We start from the raw sequence: 22,585 nt of genomic DNA, 5'->3' as shown, positions 1-22,585 counted from the left end.
TTTGAGGGGGATACCCCCGCTTTATTGGGCTGTCTGCCGGCCGAGATCAATGCGGTGGGACAAAAAGCGCCATATGCGCTCATCGTCGCTGAAAGCCACGTTAAAGCGGAGCCAACCCGTCGGATGGGGCTCCAGCAGAAACAATTGTCCCGGGCCCAGCATGATGCCCTCGGGCGTAGCCTCTTTGGACAGGACGGCCCCATCGGGAAGGTCCGGGTGCCGGGCCCACAGGTACATGCCGGCCCCTGGCTCATGGAAAAGCTCAAACCCCAGGCCGGTCAGGTTCTTTTCGGTCTTGCGGTGCGCTGCAGCCAGCTTCTCCCGAAGCGACTTGAGGTGCTTGCGCCAGCGGCCGTCGGTGACCACCCCGAAAGTCAGCCGTTCGGCGATATCGGACGAGGTGAGGCCCGAAATCATCTTGAGCTGCGCCAGGTCCTCGATCAGCTCGCCTCGTGCCAGCAGGTAGCCCACGCGCAAATTGGGGGAAATTGTTTTGGAATAGCTGCCGATGTAGACCACACGCTGCAGCTGGTCCAGGCTTGCCAGCGTGGACCGCGAGACCGGGTCCATGTCGGCGTAAATATCGTTTTCCACCAGCGTGAAGTCGTGCGCCTCGGCCAGTTGCAGCAAGCGGTGCAGATGGGCCGCCGAGGCAATCGAGCAGGTCGGGCTCTGCAGGCGCGGCTGCGTGAAGAAGGCCTTGGGCTTGTGCACCGCCAGCAGCGCCTCCAGCGCAGCCAGGTCGTACCCGGTAGGGGTGCGCGGCACCCCCACAAGGTTGGCGCCCAGAAAACGCAGCATGAACATCAGGTTGGGATAACCGGGGCTATCGACCAGCACGGTGTCGCCCGGTTTGACCAGTTGCCGGGCCACCAGGTCCAGCGCCTGGCTGGAGCCTTGCGTCAGCAGCACCTGGTCGACCTCGACCGATATCTGGCTTTCGGTGAGCGCCTCCGCAATCACCATGCGAAGGGCCATATGTCCATAAGGCAGGCCGTAACCCTCAAGAGAGGAACCGTCCACCGACAGGTGCCGCATGCTGCGGCGGAGCGCGTCCCCGAACAGGAAATCGTGCGGCAACCAGCCACAACCGGGCTTCATCGGCAGGTTGCGGTTTTCAAAAATCTGCTTGAGGTACCAGCGGGCGTCAAATTTAGGTTGCGGGGGCTGCGCGTACGGCACCCCCGATGCACCATCATCGCCCCTGCGCTTGACGAAAAACCCGGCATTGGCTCGGGAAACAAGCCACCCCTGGGCCACAAGGCGGTCGTACGCCTCTACCACCGTGAAGACGCTGACGCCGTGCATGGCGGCAAAACCGCGGATGGACGGCAGCTTGACGCCCGGTTTCAGCGCTTGCCCGGCAATCATGCCCCGCAGGCCGTCGACGATCTGGCTCACAAGGGGGGTCTGCAGTTCCGGGCGAAGTGTGAGCATCAAAAAACCAAAAAGGGCAGATTGTGCATCGCAATGCCCGTGCACCGGGTTGGGGAATCCATGTACAGGATTCTAGACCCGCACAGTGTGTCGAAAACAGCGCGGCGGTGTACATGGACGGGCCTTGCCCCGACTTCTAAAGTCCACCCAACTCCTTCCTCAACCCAGTCAACCCAGAAATTCCGGAAATCACCTCCACCATGCAGCCAAACCAGACTTCCAGCAACGCCGCCCTGATGGCGCGCCGCCAAGCCGCCGTGACACGCGGCGTAGGCCAGGCCCACGAAATTTTCGTTAGCCGGGCAAAAAAAGCCGAACTATGGGACGTTGAAGGCCGCCGCTATATTGACTTCGCAGGCGGCATCGCCGTGCTCAACACCGGTCACCTGCATACCGAAGTCATTGCCGCAGTCAAGGCCCAGCTCGACCTCTACACGCACACCTGCTTTCAGGTCGTCGCTTATGAGCCTTACGTTGAACTGGCCGAGAAGCTCAATGCCCTGGCACCTGGAAATTTCGCCAAAAAGACCCTGCTGCTGACCACAGGCGCCGAAGCGGTCGAGAACGCAGTCAAGGTGGCGCGGTCTTACACCAAGCGCCCCGGCATCATTGCCTTTACCGGCGGCTATCACGGCCGGACCAACATGACACTGGGCATGACCGGCAAGGTGGCGCCCTACAAGCTGGGGTTCGGCCCCTTTCCCGGCGAAGTGTTCCATGCCGAATACCCCAACGCGCTGCACGGCGTGAGCATCGACCAGGCGCTGCATTCGGTCGAACAAATCCTCAAAAACGACGTCGAGCCCGAGCGCGTGGCAGCCTTCATCATTGAGCCGGTGCAAGGTGAAGGAGGCTTCTACATTGCCCCGCCCGAGTTCGTCAGCCGCCTGAAGGCGCTGGCCGACCGGCACGGCATCCTGCTGATCGCCGATGAAGTCCAGACCGGCGCCGGCCGCACAGGTACCTGGTATGCCAGTGAACAATGGCCGGTGGCGCCCGACCTGATCGCCATCGCAAAATCCATGGCGGGCGGTTTCCCGATCTCGGGCCTGGTCGGCCGCGCCGAGGTCATGGATGCACCTGGCCCCGGCGGCCTGGGCGGCACCTACGCCGGCAGCCCCATTGGGTGCGCGGCAGCGCTGGCTGTGCTCAAGGCCTTTGAGAAAGAAAAACTCCTGGAGCGCAGCAAGACGCTGGGCGCCCATCTGGTCAAAGGCCTGCACGCGATTGCGAAAAAAGAAACCTCTATCGGCGACGTGCGGGGCCTGGGCGCCATGGTGGCCATAGAGCTCTTTGAAAAAGGGGACCCTGCCCGCCCCGATGCGGCGCTGACCAAACGCGTGGTGACCGAAGCCGCCCGGCGCGGATTGATATTGCTCTCATGCGGCACCTACGGTAACGTGATCAGGATTCTGGTTCCCCTCACGGCGTCAGACGCCTTGCTGGACGAGGGCCTGCAAATCCTGGCCGACAGCCTCGCCGCATCGCGCTGATCTCCGTGGACAGCTCAGGAAAAACGATGACTGATAACGATGTCCTTGTGCGCTTCTCAGGCGTGCAGAAAACCTATGACGGCGAACAGCTTGTCGTGCAGCAACTCGACCTCGACATTCATCGCGGGGAATTCCTGAGCCTGCTCGGCCCCTCCGGCTCGGGGAAAACCACCACGCTGATGATGCTGGCCGGCTTTGAGTCGCCGACCGCCGGGGAAATTTTCCTCAACGGCTCGCAAATCACGGGCACACCGCCGCACAAACGCAACTTCGGCATGGTGTTCCAGAACTATGCGCTGTTTCCGCATCTCACGGTGGGCCAGAACGTGGCCTATCCGCTCACGGTGCGCAAGGTGTCAAAAAGCGACCAGGCCAGCCGCGTACAGCGTGCGCTCGATATGGTTCGCCTGTCGGGCATGTCGGACCGCCTGCCCGGGCAGCTGTCGGGTGGCCAGCAGCAGCGCGTTGCCCTGGCACGGGCCCTGGTGTTCGAGCCCCAGCTGGTGTTGATGGACGAACCGCTGGGCGCACTCGACAAGCAGCTGCGCGAGCACATGCAGATCGAGCTGAAGGAGTTGCACAAGCAGCTAGGCGTCACGTTTGTCTATGTCACGCACGACCAGGGGGAAGCCTTGACTATGAGCGACCGAGTAGCTGTTTTCAACGACGGCGCGATCCAGCAGCTGGCGCCTGTAGAGGCGCTGTATGAAACGCCCTCCAACCGTTTTGTTGCCGGTTTCGTCGGAGACAGCACGGTACTCAAAGGCAAGGGAAATGCCACAGGCATCGAATTGCCGGATGGCCGCGTTCTGGGCGGCACCAACGTGAATCAGGCGGCTGATGGCGCGCAGGTCGAAGCCTATATCCGGCCGGAGCGCATTGTGCTGCACCGCCAGGTACCGGCTTCATCTGCCGGCGTGCTACCGGCCCGCGTGGCTCGCATCATCTATTTCGGCGACCACCTGCGGCTGTTGTGCGACATCGGCGCCGGCCAGCCGGAAGCGACAGTCAAGCTGCCGCTCACCCTGTTGAACGGCCAGCCGCCGCCGCAACCGGGCGAAGCGGTGCACCTCGAATTTCCGCCCGAATTTACGCGGATTTATGCGGTGTAACCGCTTTCTCTTTTCACCATTTTCAACGTTCCCTTCTGCCTTTATCAACCACCGAGGAAATAGCACCATGAAGAAAAACATCATTGCCCTTGCCATGGCTTCGTGCCTGGCCGTACCCGCGTTCGCGCAGCAGCAGATCACTGTCGTCAACTTCGGCGGCGCCAATGCCAATGCGCAGAAAAAGGCCTACTACGAGCCCTTCGAAAAAGCAGGCACCAAAGTTGTTGCCGTGGAATACAACGGCGAGCAGGCCAAGATCAAAGCCATGGTCGAGACGAAAAAAGTCACCTGGGATGTGGTCGAGGTCGAAGCACCCGATGTGCAACGCGGTTGCGATGAAGGATTGTTTGAAAAAATCGACTTCAGCAAAATTGGCCCCAAGGCAGACTTTCTGCCCGCAGCGGTCAAAGAATGCGGCGTGGGTGTTTTTGTGTGGTCTACCGTGATGGCCTGGAACGCCGACAAGGTCAAGACCGCCCCCACGAGCTGGGCCGATTTCTGGGACGTCAAGAAGATTCCCGGCAAGCGCGGCATGCGCAAGGGCGCCCGTTACAACCTGGAATTTGCATTGCTGGCTGACGGTGTCAAGCCTGCAGATGTCTACAAGGTCCTGGCCACCAAGGACGGAGCCGACCGCGCATTTCGCAAGCTCACAGAACTCAAGCCCAGCATCCAGTGGTGGGAAGCCGGCGCCCAGCCTGCGCAGTTCCTCGTGGCCGGTGACGTCGCCCTCAGCACCGTCTACAACGGCCGCATCGACGCCGCCAACCGCGAAGGCCGCAACCTGAAGATCTACTGGCCCGGCGGCATTTATGACCTGGACTATTGGGTCATCCCCAAAGGCGCGCCCAACAAGGACGCGTCGATGAAATTCATCGCCTTTGCCAGCCAGCCCGCCACCCAGGCCGTCTATGCGCAGAACATTGCCTACGGCCCCGTCAACAACCAGGCTTTGGCCAAGCTCGACAAGAAGGTGCTGGACGATCTGCCAACGTCGCCGGCCAATGCCAAAGAGGCCATCCAGATGAATGTTGGCTTCTGGGCCGACCAGGGCGAGGCGCTTGAAAAACGCTTTGCTGCCTGGGCGACGCAATAAGCCGGCGGAGCAAGCACCCCATGAGCAGCATCACCAGCCAGGGCGCCCTTCAGGGCAATGACGCCGTCACATTGCGTCAGGCGCTGTCGCGCGCGGATGTACGGCGTAAATGGCGCGCCTTTGCGCTCACAGTGCCCTTGCTGGTGTTTTTGCTGCTGACCTTGCTGGTACCGATTGCGGCCCTGTTGCAACGCGCCGTTGAAAATCCGGAGGTGGCGCGGGCGCTGCCCCGGACGGCGCAAAGCCTCAAGGACTGGAACGCCCAGACTCCCCCCGGCCCTGCAAGTTACGCAGCACTGGTGGAAGACCTGGGCCATCTTTCTGACAGTTCAGATGCCGGCGCCCTCGCGCGGCGACTCAACTCCGAAGTGCCGGGTGCGCGCTCCCTTGTCATGGGCACCTACCGCGCGTTGCCCATCACGGGCTCGTCTGAAGAAATACAGGCCAGGCTGCTCCAGCTTGATCCGCGCTGGGCGGAGCCGCTTTTCTGGCAAGCGATCGCCAAAAACAGTTCCCGCTGGACGCCCGACTATCTGCTGGCATCGGTGGACTTGCGGCGAGACAGCAAGGGCGAGGTAGAGCGCATGCCGCCGGATCAGCGCGCGTTTGGCGCCATTTTGCTGCGAACTTTTCAGATCAGTTTTCTGGTCACCGTTTTTTGCCTGGCGCTGGGCTACCCCCTGGCCTGGTGGCTGGCCTCGTTGCCGGCGCGCAAGGCCAACCTGCTGATGATCCTGGTGCTGGTGCCTTTCTGGACATCGATTCTGGTGCGCGTGGCGGCCTGGATCGTGCTGCTGCAATCAGAAGGCTTGGTCAACCGGGGGCTGATGGGTATCGGCCTCATAGACAGCCCCCTGGCGCTGCTGTTCAACCGCGCAGGCGTGGTGATTGCCATGGTGCACATCCTGCTGCCTTTCATGATTCTTCCGCTTTACAGCGTGATGAAGAATGTGCCCGCTACGTACGTGCGGGCCGCCGTTTCCCTGGGTAGCGCACCGCTGGCTGCCTTCTTTCGGGTGTATGTGCCGCAGACCTATCCCGGCATCAGCGCCGGGGCGCTGCTGGTGTTCATCCTCTCGATCGGCTATTACGTCACCCCCGCCCTGCTCGGTGGTGCGGATGACCAGATGCTGAGTTATTACATCGCCCGCTATACCAACGTGGAAGTCAATTGGGGCATGGCCTGTGCGCTGGGTGCCGTGCTGCTGACGGCCACCATGGTTCTTTACAGCGTTTACCGGCGCATCGGCAAGGCCGAACTCAGCATTGGTTGACATCCTTCTTTTTCAGACCCAGACGCCAATCCACCATGTTTAAAATCAAAGGGCCCGCCTTTCCCCGCTATGCCACCCTGGCAGACAAGGCCGGCTGGTGGCTGGTGCGCGCCGCATGCGTTGCCATTCTGGTTTTCCTGCTGGCACCCATCCTGGTCATGGTGCCGCTGTCTTTTTCCGACAGCTCTTTTCTGAGCTACCCCATCCCGGGCTGGTCGCTGAAGTGGTACCGCAACCTGCTGGATTCGCCTGAATGGGCCAGGGCTGCCAAAAACAGTTTCATCGTGGCACCCGCTGCAACCCTGATCGCCACCGCGCTGGGCACTTTGGCGGCTGTCGGCCTGTCCAGAACCAACTTCCGGTTCAAGAGCCTGCTCATGGGCATCCTCATCGCGCCCATGGTGGTCCCCATCGTTGTCGTCGGCGTGGCCACCTACCTGTATTTCGCCCCGCTGGGCCTTGCCGACAGCTACTTCGGGCTGATCGTGGTGCATGCCGCGCTGGGTGCGCCTTTTGTGCTGACCACCGTACTCGCAACGCTTGCAGGCTTTAACCACAACCTGGTGCGCGCGTCGCTCAGCCTGGGCGAGACCCCGTTGCGGACGTTTTTCAGGATCACACTGCCCGTCATCGCCCCGGGTGTCATCTCGGGTGCTCTGTTTGCATTTGCCACCTCGTTTGACGAAGTAGTGGTCACGCTGTTCCTGGCAGGCGCGGACCAGGCCACGCTGCCGAGGCAGATGTTCACCGGGATCCGGGAAAACATCTCCCCCACGATCGCCGCTGTTGCCACACTGCTGATCCTGTTCACCACGGCGCTTTTGCTGTTCCTCGAGTGGTTACGCGGGCGCCGGGGCTGACAAGGCATTTGTGATGCCATGCCCTTGCAGGACCGCCAACTGCGGGTGACGGCGTCCGCCCCTCATTGGCACCGGGAGAACGAGCGGCCCCAAAGCACCCCGATCCGAAAGCAGTCAAAATCAGCCCCATTGCCCGGATACCCGCAACCACATCCCATTTTTTCAGGACATCTCCATGGACATGAAAACCTCCCCCATCTCCCTTCTCAAAGACCCCAGCATTTTCAAGACCGACGCCCTGATCAATGGCCAGTGGGTCGCCGCTTCATCCCGCTTTGACGTCAATGACCCGGCCACCGGCCTGAAGCTGGCCGATGTGGCCAACCTGGGCGCCCAGGATGCCGAAGCCGCCATTGCCGCGGCCAACGCGGCCTGGCCCGCATGGCGCAGCAAGACCGGCAAGGAGCGCCACGCCATCCTGCTCAGGTGGTATCAGCTGCTCATGGCCAACCAGGAAGACCTGGGCCGCATCATGACGGCCGAGCAGGGCAAGCCCTTTGCCGAGGCCAAGGGCGAAATCGCCTACGGCGCCAGCTTTGTCGAGTGGTTTGCCGAAGAAGCCAAGCGCATCAACGGTGAGACCCTGCCGCAGTTCGACAACAACCGCCGCCTGATGGTCATCAAGCAGCCGATTGGCGTGTGCGCAGCCATCACACCCTGGAACTTCCCGCTGGCCATGATCACGCGCAAGGTCGCCCCGGCTCTCGCCGCTGGGTGCCCCGTGGTCATCAAGCCAGCTGAGCTCACACCGCTGACGGCCCTGGCCGCCGCCGAGCTGGCCATTCGCGCCGGCATCCCGGCCGGCGTGCTCAACGTGCTGACAGCCGACAGCGCCAACAGCATTGCCGTGGGCAAAGTGTTCTGCGCGAGTGACGTGGTGCGCCACATCAGCTTTACCGGCTCCACCGAAGTTGGCCGCATCCTGATGGCGCAAAGTGCTCCCTCCATCAAAAAACTGGCACTGGAACTGGGCGGTAACGCCCCCTTCATCGTGTTTGACGACGCCGACGTGGACTCGGCCGTGGAAGGGGCCATGGCCAGCAAATACCGCAATGCGGGACAGACCTGCGTCTGCGCCAACCGCATTTATGTGCAGGATGGGGTGTACGACCAGTTCGTTGAAAAGTTCGCTGCCAAGGTCAAGCTGCTGAAGGTCGGCAACGGTTTTGAGGATGGCGTGGTGCAGGGCCCGCTGATCGAGGACGCCGCTGTCGACAAGGTGCAGCGCCATGTGGATGACGCGATGGCCAAAGGCGGAAAACTGCTTGCGGGTGGTCACAAGATCAAGGGTCAGTTCTTTGAGCCGACCGTCATCTCCGAAGCCACCGCCGACATGCTCTGCGCCCGCGAAGAAACCTTCGGGCCTTTTGCTCCAGTGTTCCGCTTCCAGAAAGAGCAGGAGGCGATTGACGCGGCCAACAACACCGAATTCGGTCTGGCCAGCTATTTTTACAGCCGCGACATCGGCCGCATTTACCGAGTGGCCGAGGCGCTGGAGTACGGCATGGTCGGCATCAATGCGGGTGTGATCGCGACCGAACACGTGCCCTTCGGCGGCGTGAAGCAGTCGGGCCTGGGCCGCGAGGGCTCCCGCCACGGCATGGAAGAGTACCTCGAGATGAAGTACCTGTGCCTCGGGGACATCCAGCGCTGAGCTGAACCGCCACACATCCGCAACCGCCCTTACCACTGAAGAATCCATGCGCCTGCTGCTTGTGGAAGACGAAGCCGAGATGGCCTCGTGGCTGGTGCGCGCATTCAAGCAAAGCGGCTTTGTGCCCGACCATGCGTCGGACGCCGGCACCGCCGAGTCGCTGTTGGCCGGCAATGACTACGACGCGATCGTGCTCGACCTGCGGCTGCCCGACAAACACGGGCTGAACCTGCTGGCCGACATTCGCAAGGCAGGCAACCGCACGCCCGTGCTGGTGCTGACCGCGCAGGGCTCGCTTCAAGACCGGGTCAAAGGCCTGAACGTCGGCGCTGACGACTTCCTGACCAAACCCTTTGCGATTGAAGAACTCGAGGCCCGCATCGCCGCACTGGTGCGACGCAGCCGGGGGCGCTCGCACGCGCCGCTGCAGTGCGGTTCGCTCTCATGCGCCCACGACAGCCGCGCCTTCACGTTGGCCGGCACGCTGCTGCAACTCACGCCGCGCGAAGGCGCCGCGTTGTCGGTGCTGCTGGCGCGCAGCGGCTCGCCGGTAGAAAAGTCGCAACTCTCGGCCAAGGTGTTTCCGGCCGACAGCAATGCCGGCCCTGACGCCATCGAACTGGTGCTGCACCGGCTGCGCCGCAAGCTCGACGGCGGCGACGTGCGCATCGTCACCGTGCGCGGCTTGGGCTACATGCTGGAAAGCATCACGCCGGAAAGCACCGCGCATGAAGATACTGCGGACTGACCCCGACCGCTTCGGCATACGCGCGCGCCTGTTGACGCTGCTGCTGCCGGCCATCCTGGGCCTGCTGGCCCTGGACAGCTGGAACGACTACCGCGCACTACGCAACCAGGTGCAGGACGCCTACGACCAGGCCATGCTCGAATCCGTCCATGTGCTGCGCGGCAGTCTGTCGGTAGGTCCGGACGGCTTGCTGCACCTGAACGCGCCATTGGCGGTACAGGCGGTGGTCGATGCCGCCGGCCCGCTGCAAAAGTACCTGCATATCGGGTTGACGCCGCAAGGGGTGGACTCTGCAAGTGAGGTGACCTTGCTAGGCGCAACCGACCTGCCTGCACCGCCTGCGCAGCAAGCCCCCTCGCCCTCTTCCATCGCCTCCCCCGTGGTCTGGTACGACAGCGACTACCGGGACCATGCAGTGCGCGTGGTGGCGCTTCAAAGCAAAGTGCTTGACGAGCGTGGCCAGGCCTTTGACCTGCTGATCCAGGTGGCCGAAAGCACCGAGCCGCGCGACCGGGCGCAGGCGGCCACGCTGCGCCAGGAATTGATACGCGACACCCGAATGGTGCTGGTGATGATTCTGCTGGTCTGGCTGGGTGTGACCTGGTCCCTGCGGCCGCTGGAACGCCTGCGCAAAACCGTGCTGCAAAACAAGGGGCGTGACCTCAAGCCGCTGGACACTACCAACGTGCCACATGAAGTGGCGCCGCTGGTCGACGCCGTCAACCAGCACCTGGCCAGTTACCGCGATTTGCTTGAGCAGCAATCGCAGTTCCTGGCCGACGCATCGCACCAGCTGCGCACACCGCTGGCCATCATGCTGACCCAGGCCGGGGTTGCGCTGCGAGAAAAAGACCCTGAGCAGTTGCATTCCACCTTGCGCGCCATGGTCGTGCAGATCTCGCGCAGCCGGCGCCTGTGCGAGCAGTTGCTGTCGCTGGCCCATGCGAGCGACGGTGCACCATCCGAAGATGCGCCCGCCGTCGTGGACCTCAACAGCATCGCGCGGGACGTGGTGCTGCAGCACCTGACACTGGCCCATGAGAAAGACCAGGACCTGGGCCTGGACGCTGCTGAAGATGCACCGGTGCCCGACGCGCTGCACAAAAACCCTGCAGTCCCGGTACTGGCTCGCGGCGCCGAACTGCACGAGGCGCTGTCCAACCTGGTGCACAACGCCATTGTCTACACCCCGCCGGGTGGGCACATCACCGTGAAGGTGAGCGCCGGCGATGGCGCGGCGCTCGCCGAGGTGCGCGACGACGGCCCGGGCATAGCCAAAGCGCGGCACGCAGAAGTGTTTGAACGCTTTCATTCGGCCGGCCCGACGGAAAAAGGTGCGCGCGGCGCCGGGCTCGGTATGGCCATCGCACGCGCCTATGCCAGGCGCAACGGTGGCGACATCGAGCTGGGCGATGCAGGCTCCGGCCCCGGCTTGCGCGCCATCCTGCGGCTGCCGCTGGCGTCCGATCCCCAGGGTTGAACGCACACGGCTGAGCCGTAGCCGGCAGCGCCGCAGGCGCCACCGGCCCTGTTAGTGATAACACGTATTTTGAGTTCGGCTGCGTAAAACGAAAGCCGATTGGAAGCCTCGCTTCCTAACATCCGCTCCATCCCAAACGCCCCCAGTCGACTGCAACTTGTGCACCGGCCAAAGGCAGGGCCACCACCAAGGAGACACGGATGACTCACCCCCCGTTTGTGACAACGCCCGCAGCGGCGCAGCCATGGAGCAAACCCCTATGAACATGAAGAACCGAAACTTCGTGCGGGGCCTGTGCCTCATGGCGATCGCCCTGCTCTTTGGCGGGGTGTCGCTGAACTACTCAATAGGCGAATTAAGCCGGTCCGGACCCGGCATGTTCCCCCTGATCGTGAGCTCCCTGCTGTTTGTGATTGGCGTTCTCACGGTGGTGCGCTCGCACTTCTATGACCCTGTCCCCCTGGACTACGGCGTCAAAAATATCGCCCTCATTCTGCTGAGCCTCGTCGGGTTTGCAGTGATTTCCCACTACCTCAACATGATTCTGGCCATCATCTTTTTGGTGTTTTGTTCCACGCTTGCAGGTACGTCGTATTCCGTGGTGCGCAACATCAAGATCTCGGTGGGTCTGATCCTGGTTGCCTTTGCCTTCAAAAACTTTCTCGGCCTTAGCCTGCCTCTCTACTGATGGACATCCTGCATAACCTCTCGCTGGGTTTCGAGCATGCGCTGACCTGGCAAAACCTCCTTTATTGCGCTCTTGGCTGCACGGTGGGCACACTCATCGGTCTGCTGCCGGGACTGGGCCCTTTGTCGACCATCAGCCTGTTGCTGCCCCTGACTTATTCCATTCCCACCGGCGGCGCGCTCATCATGCTGGCCGGCATTTACTACGGGGCCCAATATGGCGACAGCGTGAGCGCCATCACGATGAAGATCCCGCATGCCAGCAGCATCGTCGCCTGTATAGACGGCTACCAGATGACGCTCAAGGGAAAAACCGGCCTGGCCCTGTTCACCGCGGGCATTTCCAGCTTCATTGGCGGCACCGTGGCCATTGTGGTGCTTTCGACCCTGGCTCAACCACTGGGTGAAGTGGGCTTCTTGTTTGGGCCGGCTGACTATTGCGCCCTCATGCTGCTGGGGTTTTTCTGCGTGAGCTTTGTCAGCAGCGGCAGCCTGCTCAACGGCTTGGCCATGGCCATGGTCGGCGTCCTGCTCGGGATGGTGGGTACCGATGTGAACAGCGGCACTGCGCGCTACACCATGGACCTGCCCTTCCTGATGGACGGGATTGGCCTGATCAGCATCGCCCTGGGCTGCTTCGGCATTGCCGAGGTGGTGAAAAATCTCGACAACAAAAACGTCCTCACACCGTTCAACGGCGAGATCAAGCTCATGCCGACCTGGCCCGAGTTCAAGCGCATCATCCCCAGCGCCCTGCGCGGCAGCATCATCGGCTCGGTCCTGGGCATACTGCCCGGCGGCGGCCCCACGATTGCCCAGTTCGCCGCCTACGCCGCCGACAAGAAGTTCAGCAAATACAAGCATGAGATCGGCACCGGCTGCATCGAAGGCGTGGCCGGGCAGGCCGCCGCCGACGAGGCCGCCGCACGCACCAGCTTTATCCCGCTCATGGCCATCGGCATTCCCGAAAATGCCGTCATGGCCCTGATGATGGCCGCCTTCGTCATCAAGGGGATCCAGCCCGGCCCCAACATGATCGCCAGCCACCCCGATTTATTCTGGGGTCTGGTGGCCAGTATGTGGGTGGGCAACTGCTTTCTCGTCATCCTCAACGTGCCCCTGGTGCGCTACTGGCTGTCGGTCTTCAAGATTCCCTACACCGTGCTGTTTCCGGCGATTCTCTTTTTCTGCTGCATCGGCACCTTCAGCATCAACAACAGCCTGGACGACATCTACATCACAGCCGTGTTCGGCCTGGTGGGCTATTTGTTTTTGCGCCTGGAGATGGAAGCCGCGCCACTCCTGCTGGGTTTCATTCTGGGACCCATGCTGGAGGAAAATTTCCGCCGCGCCATGCTTCTCAGCCGGGGTAGTTTTAGCGTCTTCGTCAACCGCCCCATCAGCGGGACCTTGCTGGCCATGATCGGAACTCTGGTCGTGTGGCAGGTCGTGGTGTTTGTCCGCAAGTTGTGGAAATCACCCGACCATGTCATTCATGCCGGCAGCAGCACGCCCACGGCAGCTTCGGCAACCGCCACGACTGTGCCCGTAGCCACCGGGGAATAAGGCTGGCCCGGCGAAGCGGCACGCCCCCCGAACCCTCTCGCGACGGTTCGGGGGCTTGTGTCACGCGGCTGATGTGGTGAAATGAGCGTCCCCTTCAGGAGACACGCCACCATGAACCGCAGACTCTTCATCCAGGCCGGGGCCGTCGGCTCGCTGGCCCTTTTTGCTCCTTTTTTGATAGCTGCTCGCGCACAACCAGCGGGCGCTGCAGGTACAAAACGCCATGGAATCGTGATCCAGGTCAGCGACAACGATCCGGCCAAGTGGAACCTGGCGCTGAACAACGCCAAAAACCTGCAGGACGACGTGGGCGCCGCCAACGTCGACATTGAAATCGTCGCCTACGGCCCCGGCATCGGCATGCTCAAGCTGGAGTCGCCCACCGGCGCGCGCGTCGCCGACGCCGCCAAAGCCGGCATCAAGGTCACCGCCTGCGAAAACACCATGCGCGGCCAGAAGTTGACGAAAGACGACATGCTGGCTGGCATCAGCTATGTGCCCGCCGGCGTCACGGAGATCATGAAGAAGCAGCACGAAGGCTGGGCCTATTTGAGGCCATGATGGGCAGTCAGGCTTGGGTTGGCTTCGCCAGGCTACCGCTTCTATAATCAGCACCAACGCGGGTGTAGTTCAATGGCAGAACTTTTGCTTCCCAAGCAAATAGCGTGGGTTCGATTCCCATCACCCGCTCCAATATCAGCCAGTTTTTTTTGGGATTTTTGAGGATTTGGCATTCCACCCCAAGGTTTGCCCAAGGCTCAAAACCGTCGCTTGCGCTCGCACTTTCGAGAAGCAACGCACAGCGGCCAATACACCCATTCGGTGGACGCTGAATACCGCTCATCACAAGCGCTAATATCTTCGTATGCCCAAAATACTTCATTGGATGCTGAAGCCATTTGAGTTCTTTAAAACCATAAAGGCCGTATGGACGGCCCCCACTGTTGAACATCGACTCGATCCTGAATTTTCGGCAGTCACATCTTCGTGGGCGCCGCCTGTCATGCCTCCCAGAAAAATCTTCGAGCAGTTGCTGGTTGTGCTGGATTCTTCGGACGTAGGGGAACAGATGTATTCGCTGATGGTGAAAAATAAAGGGAGCGAAGCATTGCATCAGCTTGAGCTGCATTACGCGCAGCTCTTGCAGCCTGACTGCTTCGGTGTTGACCAGACTCACATGCCACGCGACATCTGGATAAAGCCACCAATCCACATACCAACGCTTGAGGCTCAAGAGAGCAAGACATTTGAAGTGTCAGGTTGGGCAGGACATGAGTTCTATGACGGTCCAATCGAAGCATCAATGCCCTTGGTAATCGGCAAAAACAGTCGCAATGGCGAGGACGTGCAAAGACACCAGATTATGGTGGAGGTGTGCATGCCCAGCATACGTAGCGAACTAATAGGGTGGCAAGAGCTGGCCAAAATCAGAAAAGCCCAAGTGAAACGCCGCACCGAGACGCCAGGCAGTTCGCCTGCCTCCGGGTCGCCGTCGGTATAGGAAATCTGCGTCCAGACCACCCTCAACGCATCACGATGATGACGATACCCAGCAAAGTCAAGCCGCTACCCGCCAGCGTGATGGCCTTGATGGCGTCCTGGTCCTTGAACAGCAGATGACTGAGCGGAAAAACCAACACCGGCGTACACAACGTCACCAGCGTGGTAACGGACAGCGGTATGTAGCGCATGGCGCCGATCACGCACATTTGCGCTGAAATGGTGGTCACACCGATCAGGGCGTACAGCGCCATGCCACTGCGGCTGGCTGAGCGCAGGCGGGCGGCCATCGCGCCCTTGTCGGCGGTGAAAACCAGGAGCAGGGCCAGGCCGCTGGCGGCGCCTATCAGCGCGCCCACGACGGGTTCATTCCAGCTGCGCACCGCAGATCCCCTGAGGACGTTTCCGATCGCATATGCCAGCGAGCTGCCCATACCCAGCAAAAAGGCGGATTGCAGCGCCCGCTGAAGCGCGGTGGATTGCACAGGCGCAGGTGCGGGGCCTCCGTCGGGCGCCAGCGCTGCCGTGGAACCGCGGCGCGAAAAAAAGCCGGGCTTGTAGCTGACCAGCATCAGCCCGCCTATCGTCATGACCATGCCCAGCGCCACCAGCATGCTCAGGCGCTCACCCAGCAGCAGCCAGGCCATCAGTGCGGTGAACAGCGGGCTGCTGATCTGGAAAACACTGGCCTTGGCCGGTCCGAAACGCACCACGGACTCGTAAAAAAACCAGCGCCCCAGGTAGGTGGCAAACGCACCGGCGGCGGCAAAAAGCCAGAACGCCTGCGCGTTCCACTGCAAGCCATCCGTGCGCAGACCCATCTGCACCAGCGTGGCCAACGCAGAAAACACCACGTTCGAGGAAGCCGCGATGAGAAAGCCCAGGCCCAGCTCCAGGCGACTGGATGCCACCTTGGTAACCAGAATGGAGACCGTGAAAAGCAACAGCGCAGCGCTGGCCAGCAAGTAACCGAGGAAGGAATCAGTCATCCGTATTCATCATCTTATTGACCGTTGGCGCCTGTTGGACGTGCGCCACCAGCTATAAAATTCATAGCAACTTATTCATATCTTGAACGCCTCGAGTGACTCGGGCGCAAACAATTCGGCAGGCTTGAGCAACCGCTTTGAAAGGCCCTGCTCAAACGAGTAACGTAAAAAGGTCTGCAGCGTGGCTTCGTTCTTCTCAAACCCGTAAGGCCAGAAATCTTCGCCCATCTCACGCTTGACCTGCTCGATGTGCGACGTCAGCCAGGGCAGCATGACTTTGAGTGCCGCTGTTTCGTACAGGTCTTCGTAAGTGCGCCGCTGCGACTCCTCCAGCGCCTTCATCAGCGCGCGCGCCACCCAGCGGTTGGCTTCATACACGTCGCGGCGAATCGCCACCGTATGCATGATGGGGAAAATTTTCGTTTCCTTGAAGTAATTGCGCTCGACCTGCTCGTAGTCTTCAAAGAGGCGTTTGACCTTGCCGCCACCCTTGAGAAAGCTTGACGGCATACGCGCGGTGTAGAGCGCGTCGATCTCGCCGTCGAGCAGCATCTGCGCCAGTGTCTGCCCGGGACCAATGCGCTCGACCTTGATGTTGGGCGGCAGGTCGAGCTTGATCTTTTCGGAGCGGCCGGGTTCTTCCTCGCCGCCGGTGAAGTAGGTGACGCTGTCGACAGGCACGCCGTAGTGGTCGGACAGGATGCCGCGTATCCACACCGGCGCCGTCATCTGGTATTCGGGGTTGCCCACGCGCTTGCCTATCAAATCCTTCGCCTCGCGAATGCCGGAGTTGGCATTCACATAGATGCAGGAGTGGCGGAAAAAGCGCGAGGGGAAAACCGGAATCGCCACAAACGGCCGCGACTCATTGAACAGGGACACGGTGTACGACGAGAGCGACATTTCTGCAGCATCAAACTCCTTATGCCTGAGCATGCGAAAGAAAGTTTCTTCCACCGGCATGTTGAGATAGTTCAGGTCGATGCCATCGGGCTGCACGCTCCCGTCCATCAGGGCGCGGGTGCGGTCATAGTTCCAGCAGCCGAAGGTCAGTTTCAGTTTTGACATGTCGCAGTGTGTTCCTGAGATGGTTATTCCGGCTTGATACCGGACGCCACGATGGCTTTGGCGAGGCGTTCGTTCTCACCGAGGATGGCCTTGTTGTAATCGGCAGGGCTGCTGCCGATGGGCTCGATGCCGGCGTTGTTCAGCGTGGTGATGACTTCCGGCATCCTGGCGATCTGTGCCATTTCCGCGCTGATGCGCTCTATCGCGCTGGCTGGCGTGCCCGTAGCAGCCAGCACGCCCACGATGGGCGCGAAGTCAAAACCCGGGATTGTCTCTGCAATCGCCGGCACATTGGGCTCCTGGCTGGAGCGCTGGGCGGCATTATTGGCCAGCAGCTTGACCTGCCCGCCTTTTACAAAACCGGCCAGGGACGGCAGCGCCGAGAACAGCACGTCGACCTGTCCACCGATCAGCGCGGGAACCGACTGGCCCGTGCCCTTGAACGGCACATGCGTGATTTGCAGGCCGAGCGATGCCTTCAGCGCCTCCATGGTCAGATGGTGCGTGCTTCCGATACCTGAAGAGCCGTAGTTCAGGGTTCCCGGTTTGGCCTTGGCGAGCGCGATGAACTCCTGAAATGTATTGACCTGTACTTTGGGGTGAACCGCCAGGTACAGCGGCGCGCGAGCCGCGAGCGACACGGGCATGAAGTCACGTTTGAAGTCGTAACCCAGGCTTTTGTAGATGGCTGGGTTGATGGAGAACATCGAGCCGTCCGTCACCAGGAAGGTGTAGCCATCCTTGGGGGCGGTGGCCAGCGCCTGCGCGGCCACCACACCGTTGGCGCCCGGCCGGTTGTCGACCACCACCGACTGGCCAAGCTTGTCGCCCAGCCGCTGCGCAAAAATGCGGGCCACGGTATCAGGCAGGCCGCCGGCCGCGTAGGGCACCACGAACTTGATCGGGCGGTTGGGGTAGGCGCCCTGGGCGGCTGCAAACATCGGCAGCAAGGTGCCGGCTGCCAGCATGGCGCTGGCCCCTAGCAGATGAAGAAGATGACGGCGCTGTTTCATGAAATGTCTCCTGATGATTTTTTAAAGTGTCATGGCGGAAAAGAAGCACAGAGGCAGAAAAAATGCCCTGTGTGGCGCCCTATGTGGAATAGGACGGCTCCAGCGCTGGCTCGCGGGAATCCCACACATAGGACGCCTGGTAGGCACGCCAGTCCGTCGTTTTCGGAACAATAGCCTGAAAAGCGACCACGCTGGGCGGAATGCGGAGCTCACCTGTGCCGATGGCGGCCTCCCCCGCCTGGAACGCGCTCACCGCCTCCAGCATCTGCTTGCGGAACTCCACCACCGCCATGTCGCTGGCGCCCAGGCGTTCGTGTGTTCTGTCGGCAATCGGACCCATGGTCACCCACATGGCGATATCCTGGTTGGGGAAACCTGTGATGCCGGTGAAATTGCCGGCCTTCATGGCTTCGCGATCCTGCCAGAAGTGGTTGGCACGGTTGCGCAGCGGCTGGTATTTTTCGTCCAGGTCGGCGCCCAGTTGCTGGCCCAGGAATTTGCGCCAGGCGCCGGTGTCAGGCGTCTGCGACGGATGGCCCCAGGCGATGAAATAGAACGCGGTGTTGGTATCGTCCATCGGCACGTTGATGTTGGCGACGTTGTACAGGTTGTTGGGCGGGATCAGCGCTGTGGCTGGCGCCACAAACACCGTCGATCGAATGTAGTCGTTGGCCGCCGCGTTCTTGATGGGTCGGCGTATGGCCGCATAACGAAAACCGTAGCCGCCGCGCTCCACCTGCATGCGCGGCGCCTTGTCGGTAGAGGGCCGCAGCCAGTTGGTATCCGTGGCCTCGGCGCCTTCCACGCGCGCCGGCACCATGTCTGAAGAATGCAGGCTGGAGCTGTGGGCCGAGTCGATCGCACCTTCCAGGATTTGCGCCCAGTTGCAGGGAATCAATGCTTTGGCAATCGTCACTTTCGTGTCGGCGGTGGGTGCCCAGGCTGGTGGCTCGAACTCCGGCTGGGTTTCTTTCGGGCCCATGTAAGCCCAGACAAAACCGCCCCACTCCTTCACCGTGTAAGCCAGGTGCTTGACCTTTTGCGCCATGCCGCTGGCGGCGGGCTCCGAGACCATTTCCAGGACATTGCCCTCCACGTCCATCTTCCAGCCGTGATAGAGGCAACGCAGGCCGCAGTCTTCGTTGCGGCCAAACACCAGCGAGACACGCCGGTGGGGGCAATATTCGTCCATCACGCCAACGCGGCCTTTGGTGTCGCGAAACACCACCAGGTCCTCCCCAAACACCCGCGCCTTGACAGGCGTGCCGTCAGGCTCACTGACTTCTTCGATCAGGCAGACCGGCGTCCAGTGACGGCGCATCAACTGGCCCATGGGAGCCTGACCCTCCACGCGGCACAACAGGTCATTTTCTTCAGCGGTCAACATCGCAAATATCCTTCACATCGGTTGCCAATTCATGGGCTCGCATGCAATCAAAAAAGCAGCTTGCAAATCCGGGGCAAGCGGATTATTCTTAGCACACTAAGAATATCGGACTTTTGATATTTGTCAACAACCGTGCGGAGACAACGATGAGCGTTAACCCTAGCGTCGCAGCAGGCAGCCCTGCCGCAGCCGCCACTGAGCCAGATTTTTTTAACCTGCGGGTTGTCCGGAAGGAAGCGGTTGCACAAGACATTTACCTGTTCGAGTTGCGTCATCCGGACGGCACGCCCCTGCCCGCCTTCACGCCCGGCTCGCACCTGACGGTTGAAGTGCCGAGCGGCGTGCGGCGCAACTATTCGCTGTGCAGCGACCCGGCCGACAACAGCGCCTGGCAGATCGCCGTCAAGCGTGATGAGCGCGGCCGTGGCGGCTCCGTCAGCATGGCCGATGACGTGCAAGCGGGGCAGTTGCTGTCGGTCAGCGCGCCGCGCAACAACTTCGAATTGGCAAGCCACGCCGCCGAGTCGATTTTCGTGGCGGGCGGCATCGGCATCACGCCGGTTTTGTCGATGATGCGCCACCTCAAGCGTGCGAACGCCGGCTTCAAGTTCTACTACTGCACGCGCGATGCGGGCAGCACGGCGTTCATCCATGAGCTGCAATCCGAGTTTTCTGGCCAGGTGCAGATTCACCACGACAACGGAGACATCGACCAGGCGCTGGACCTGTGGCCGGTGTTTGAAAAGCCCACCGCCGCGCACATTTACTGCTGCGGCCCCAAAGGCCTGATGGACAGCGTGGCCGACATGTCGGGCCACTGGCCTTCGGGTTCGGTGCATTTTGAAAGCTTCGGCGTCGACGCCAAGGTGTACGCCGACAACACGCCCTTTACCTTGCGCCTTCAAAAGAGCGGGAAGAACGTCGAGGTTAGTGCAGAACAAACCATTCTGGAGGCCTTGCGCGCCACGGGCCTGCGCGTGGCCAGCTCTTGCGAGAGCGGCACCTGCGGCACCTGCAAGACCCGCCTGCTGGCAGGCGAGGCCGAGCACCGCGACATGGTGCTGACCGACGAGGAAAAGGCCGACCACATCATGGTCTGCGTCTCACGGGCAAAATCGCCTGAACTGGTACTCGACTTATGACAAACCGCACACTGAAGATGGGCGTGGTGGGCCTGGGGCGGGCGTTCACGCTCATGCTGCCCACCTTTGTGCATGACAGCCGCGTCACGCTGGTGGGCGCGACCGACCCGATTGCCCAGGCCCGCGCACAGTTTGAAAAAGACTTCGCCGCGCCCAGCTACGAATCCATTGAAGCGCTGTGCGCCAACCCGGCCGTGGATGTGCTTTACATCGCATCGCCCCACCAGTTCCATGCGGAGCACGTGCGCCTGGCCGCCTCCTTCGGTAAACATGTGCTGGTGGAAAAACCGATGGCCCTGACGGTTGACGAATGCACCAGCATGATTGAAGCGACCCTCAGCGCTGGCACTCACCTTATCGTGGGCCACAGCCACAGCTTCAACACGCCGATACGGCGCACGCGCGAGCTTATCGACAGCGGCCGCTACGGCACGGTGAAGATGATCCACGCCATGAACTACACCGACTTTCTCTACCGGCCGCGCAGGCCGGAGGAACTCGACACGGCCGCCGGCGGTGGCGTGATCCACAGCCAGGCCACGCACCAGATAGACATCGTGCGACTGCTGGGCGGAGGCCTGGTGCGCAGCGTGCGCGCCCATACCGGCGCCTGGGATGCCGCCCGCCCCACCGAAGGTGCCTACAGCGCACTGGTCGAATTTGAAGACGGTGCATTCGCATCGGCCACCTACAGCGGCTACGGCCACTACGACTCGGACGAGTTGCTGGACAACGTTGGCGAAATGGGTCAGGCCAAAAACCCCAACGACTACGGCACCGCCCGAAAGCGTCTGCAAGGCGCCGCCAGTTCCACCGAAGAGGCTATGCTGAAAGCGGCCCGCAACTATGGCGGCAGCCAGTATTCCGCCGGCACCGCGCCGCCGCAGGAACTGCAAAACCAGCACTTCGGGCAACTCATCGTGAGCTGCGAAAAAGCTGATCTTCGCCCCGGTCCGACAGGCATCGCCATCTACGCTGACGGCGAAAAAACCTTCGAACCCCTTCCTGCCCCGACAGTCCCACGCCAGGAAGTGATCGACGAGCTCTTTGCCGCGGTGGTGGAGGGTCGCTCACCGGTGCATAGCGGCGAATGGGCCCGGGCCACCACGGCGGTGTGCCTGGCGCTGCTGGAGTCCGCGCGTACCGGGCGGGATTGCCGGCCGGGGTACCAAGTGCGTCACAATGCCGGTTCATGACCAACGACACCCAAAACATCATCCGGCACTGGCGTGAAGCCGTTCCCAATGACCGCCTGGCGCACCTGATCCGTGACGCTTCACGGGCCTTTCACAGGGCCTTGCAGGTACGGCTGGCGGAGCATGGCGTTCCCTTTGGCCACTGGACCTTCCTGCGCATCCTCTGGGAGTCGGACGGGCTGACGCAAAAGGAGCTCAGCGAGCGTGCCGGCGTGATGGAGCCCACCACCTTCATCGCGATGAAGGCCATGGAGTCGCTGGGCTACATCGTGCGCAAGCAGCTGCCCACCAACAAGAAAAACATGTACGTGCACCTGAGCGACAAGGGCCGGGCGCTCAAGAAGCTGCTGGTGCCTTTGGCCGAAGAAACCAACAACGTCAGCATTGAAGGCATTGCACCCGAAGACATCAAAACCACGCGCGCGGTGCTGCTTGCCATGATTGAAAACCTCGCAAAAGACGAGCTGCTGCAAACACCACCCGCAACGAAGCGCAAGGCTGCCGCAAAACCGGCCACGCAGTCCCCCTCGGCCACGCACAGCAAACGTGGTAAAAAAGCCGCGTCCTGAAACCCGCACGGCGTCCCTTCGTGAAGCCATCGCTCCCGCACCCGTTTCGCCGGGTATAGTCTGCCCATGTACACGCCTTTTTCAAGCCATGCGACAGCGCCAGCCCTGGTGGCCGATGACATGCGCCTGACAGGCGGCTTTACCGCTCCCCCACCTGCCGCACCTCCGCGCAACGTGGTTGCTTCCGGCGCTTACCCGCCGGCCGCACACGTTCCCGGCTGAGTCCCAGCCGGTCCAGCTCTCCAGCCCTCGTTTGATTCAGCCACTGGCGCAGCCGCGCCACGTGCGCTCGCTGGAGCTTGTCCCTTTTTCGG

The 22,585-nt window shown here is 61.6% G+C and carries 21 protein-coding genes and 1 tRNA gene; 17 read left to right on the top strand and 5 right to left on the bottom strand.

The genetic code is table 11. From position 1 onward, the window contains the following. Positions 1-21: 21 nt before the first annotated feature. Complete coding sequence (locus AC1DZE_RS06520) at positions 22-1,437, bottom strand: aminotransferase-like domain-containing protein (protein ID WP_477699894.1); 1,416 nt, start codon at positions 1,435-1,437, stop codon at positions 22-24. 200 nt (positions 1,438-1,637) lie between these two features. Here AC1DZE_RS06520 and gabT point away from each other — a divergent pair, with 200 nt between their 5' ends. The 13 genes from gabT (at position 1,638) to AC1DZE_RS06455 (ending at position 14,908) form a co-directional block, all read left to right on the top strand. Next, positions 1,638-2,930: a 4-aminobutyrate--2-oxoglutarate transaminase gene (gabT, locus tag AC1DZE_RS06515; RefSeq protein WP_477699893.1), complete on the top strand. Its 1,293-nt coding sequence runs from the start codon at positions 1,638-1,640 to the stop codon at positions 2,928-2,930. Between the two features lie 26 nt (positions 2,931-2,956). After that, positions 2,957-4,042 carry an ABC transporter ATP-binding protein gene (locus AC1DZE_RS06510; RefSeq protein WP_477667815.1) on the top strand — a complete coding sequence of 362 codons (1,086 nt, stop codon included), beginning with the start codon at positions 2,957-2,959 and terminating at the stop codon, positions 4,040-4,042. A 67-nt stretch (positions 4,043-4,109) separates the two neighbouring features. Then, positions 4,110-5,138 (top strand): ABC transporter substrate-binding protein, encoded by a 1,029-nt coding sequence (locus AC1DZE_RS06505; protein WP_477673368.1) that lies wholly within the window; start codon positions 4,110-4,112, stop codon positions 5,136-5,138. Positions 5,139-5,158: 20 nt separating this feature from the next. Next, on the top strand, positions 5,159-6,412 hold the full coding sequence (locus tag AC1DZE_RS06500) for an ABC transporter permease (RefSeq protein ID WP_477673367.1): 1,254 nt from the start codon (positions 5,159-5,161) through the stop codon (positions 6,410-6,412). 35 nt (positions 6,413-6,447) lie between these two features. After that, a complete protein-coding gene (locus AC1DZE_RS06495) occupies positions 6,448-7,272 on the top strand; it encodes an ABC transporter permease (protein WP_477699892.1) in 825 nt (274 codons plus the stop codon). A gap of 175 nt (positions 7,273-7,447) precedes the next feature. Beyond that, positions 7,448-8,926, top strand: coding sequence for an NAD-dependent succinate-semialdehyde dehydrogenase (locus tag AC1DZE_RS06490; RefSeq protein WP_477699891.1), 1,479 nt, complete (start codon positions 7,448-7,450; stop codon positions 8,924-8,926). A gap of 46 nt (positions 8,927-8,972) precedes the next feature. Then, on the top strand, positions 8,973-9,674 hold the full coding sequence (locus tag AC1DZE_RS06485; RefSeq protein WP_477699890.1) for a response regulator: 702 nt from the start codon (positions 8,973-8,975) through the stop codon (positions 9,672-9,674). After that, positions 9,655-11,154 (top strand): sensor histidine kinase, encoded by a 1,500-nt coding sequence (locus AC1DZE_RS06480; protein WP_477699889.1) that lies wholly within the window; start codon positions 9,655-9,657, stop codon positions 11,152-11,154. Before AC1DZE_RS06485 ends, AC1DZE_RS06480 begins: the two co-directional genes overlap by 20 nt. A gap of 265 nt (positions 11,155-11,419) precedes the next feature. Next, complete coding sequence (locus AC1DZE_RS06475; protein WP_477668897.1) at positions 11,420-11,842, top strand: tripartite tricarboxylate transporter TctB family protein; 423 nt, start codon at positions 11,420-11,422, stop codon at positions 11,840-11,842. Next, positions 11,842-13,407 (top strand): tripartite tricarboxylate transporter permease, encoded by a 1,566-nt coding sequence (locus tag AC1DZE_RS06470; RefSeq protein ID WP_477672800.1) that lies wholly within the window; start codon positions 11,842-11,844, stop codon positions 13,405-13,407. The genes AC1DZE_RS06475 and AC1DZE_RS06470 overlap by 1 nt, the downstream gene beginning before the upstream one ends. A gap of 111 nt (positions 13,408-13,518) precedes the next feature. Further along, positions 13,519-13,968 (top strand): DsrE family protein, encoded by a 450-nt coding sequence (locus AC1DZE_RS06465; RefSeq protein WP_477672801.1) that lies wholly within the window; start codon positions 13,519-13,521, stop codon positions 13,966-13,968. A gap of 58 nt (positions 13,969-14,026) precedes the next feature. Then, positions 14,027-14,100: transfer RNA gene (locus tag AC1DZE_RS06460), tRNA-Gly, on the top strand. A 172-nt stretch (positions 14,101-14,272) separates the two neighbouring features. Further along, positions 14,273-14,908: a hypothetical protein gene (locus tag AC1DZE_RS06455; RefSeq protein WP_477672802.1), complete on the top strand. Its 636-nt coding sequence runs from the start codon at positions 14,273-14,275 to the stop codon at positions 14,906-14,908. 22 nt (positions 14,909-14,930) lie between these two features. Here the strand turns inward: AC1DZE_RS06455 and AC1DZE_RS06450 are convergent, their stop codons facing one another. From AC1DZE_RS06450 to AC1DZE_RS06435, 4 genes are all read right to left on the bottom strand, one after another. Then, entirely contained in the window at positions 14,931-15,896 is a 966-nt protein-coding gene (locus tag AC1DZE_RS06450; protein ID WP_477672803.1) for a DMT family transporter, read from the bottom strand. 75 nt (positions 15,897-15,971) lie between these two features. Further along, a complete protein-coding gene (locus AC1DZE_RS06445) occupies positions 15,972-16,964 on the bottom strand; it encodes a substrate-binding domain-containing protein (RefSeq protein WP_477699888.1) in 993 nt (330 codons plus the stop codon). Between the two features lie 23 nt (positions 16,965-16,987). Beyond that, the gene (locus AC1DZE_RS06440) at positions 16,988-17,977 is read right to left on the bottom strand and encodes a Bug family tripartite tricarboxylate transporter substrate binding protein (protein WP_477667835.1); all 990 of its coding nucleotides are present in this window, start codon (positions 17,975-17,977) and stop codon (positions 16,988-16,990) included. Positions 17,978-18,056: 79 nt separating this feature from the next. After that, on the bottom strand, positions 18,057-19,364 hold the full coding sequence (locus tag AC1DZE_RS06435) for a Rieske 2Fe-2S domain-containing protein (RefSeq protein ID WP_477673428.1): 1,308 nt from the start codon (positions 19,362-19,364) through the stop codon (positions 18,057-18,059). A gap of 146 nt (positions 19,365-19,510) precedes the next feature. Between AC1DZE_RS06435 and AC1DZE_RS06430 the strand changes: the two genes are divergently transcribed. The 4 genes from AC1DZE_RS06430 (at position 19,511) to AC1DZE_RS06415 (ending at position 22,493) form a co-directional block, all read left to right on the top strand. Then, positions 19,511-20,506, top strand: a complete 996-nt coding sequence (locus tag AC1DZE_RS06430; protein ID WP_477673429.1) for a PDR/VanB family oxidoreductase — start codon at positions 19,511-19,513, stop codon at positions 20,504-20,506. Then, complete coding sequence (locus AC1DZE_RS06425; RefSeq protein ID WP_477667838.1) at positions 20,503-21,702, top strand: Gfo/Idh/MocA family protein; 1,200 nt, start codon at positions 20,503-20,505, stop codon at positions 21,700-21,702. The genes AC1DZE_RS06430 and AC1DZE_RS06425 overlap by 4 nt, the downstream gene beginning before the upstream one ends. Further along, positions 21,699-22,271, top strand: coding sequence for a MarR family winged helix-turn-helix transcriptional regulator (locus AC1DZE_RS06420; RefSeq protein ID WP_477667839.1), 573 nt, complete (start codon positions 21,699-21,701; stop codon positions 22,269-22,271). Before AC1DZE_RS06425 ends, AC1DZE_RS06420 begins: the two co-directional genes overlap by 4 nt. A gap of 66 nt (positions 22,272-22,337) precedes the next feature. Next, positions 22,338-22,493, top strand: a complete 156-nt coding sequence (locus AC1DZE_RS06415) for a hypothetical protein (protein ID WP_477667840.1) — start codon at positions 22,338-22,340, stop codon at positions 22,491-22,493. The last annotated feature ends 92 nt before the right edge of the window (positions 22,494-22,585 follow it).

It is taken from the genome of Polaromonas sp. P1_F1 (assembly GCF_056405795.1).
Note: the sequence above shows the minus strand (reverse complement) of the source record. Positions and strands in the feature narration are given on the sequence as shown.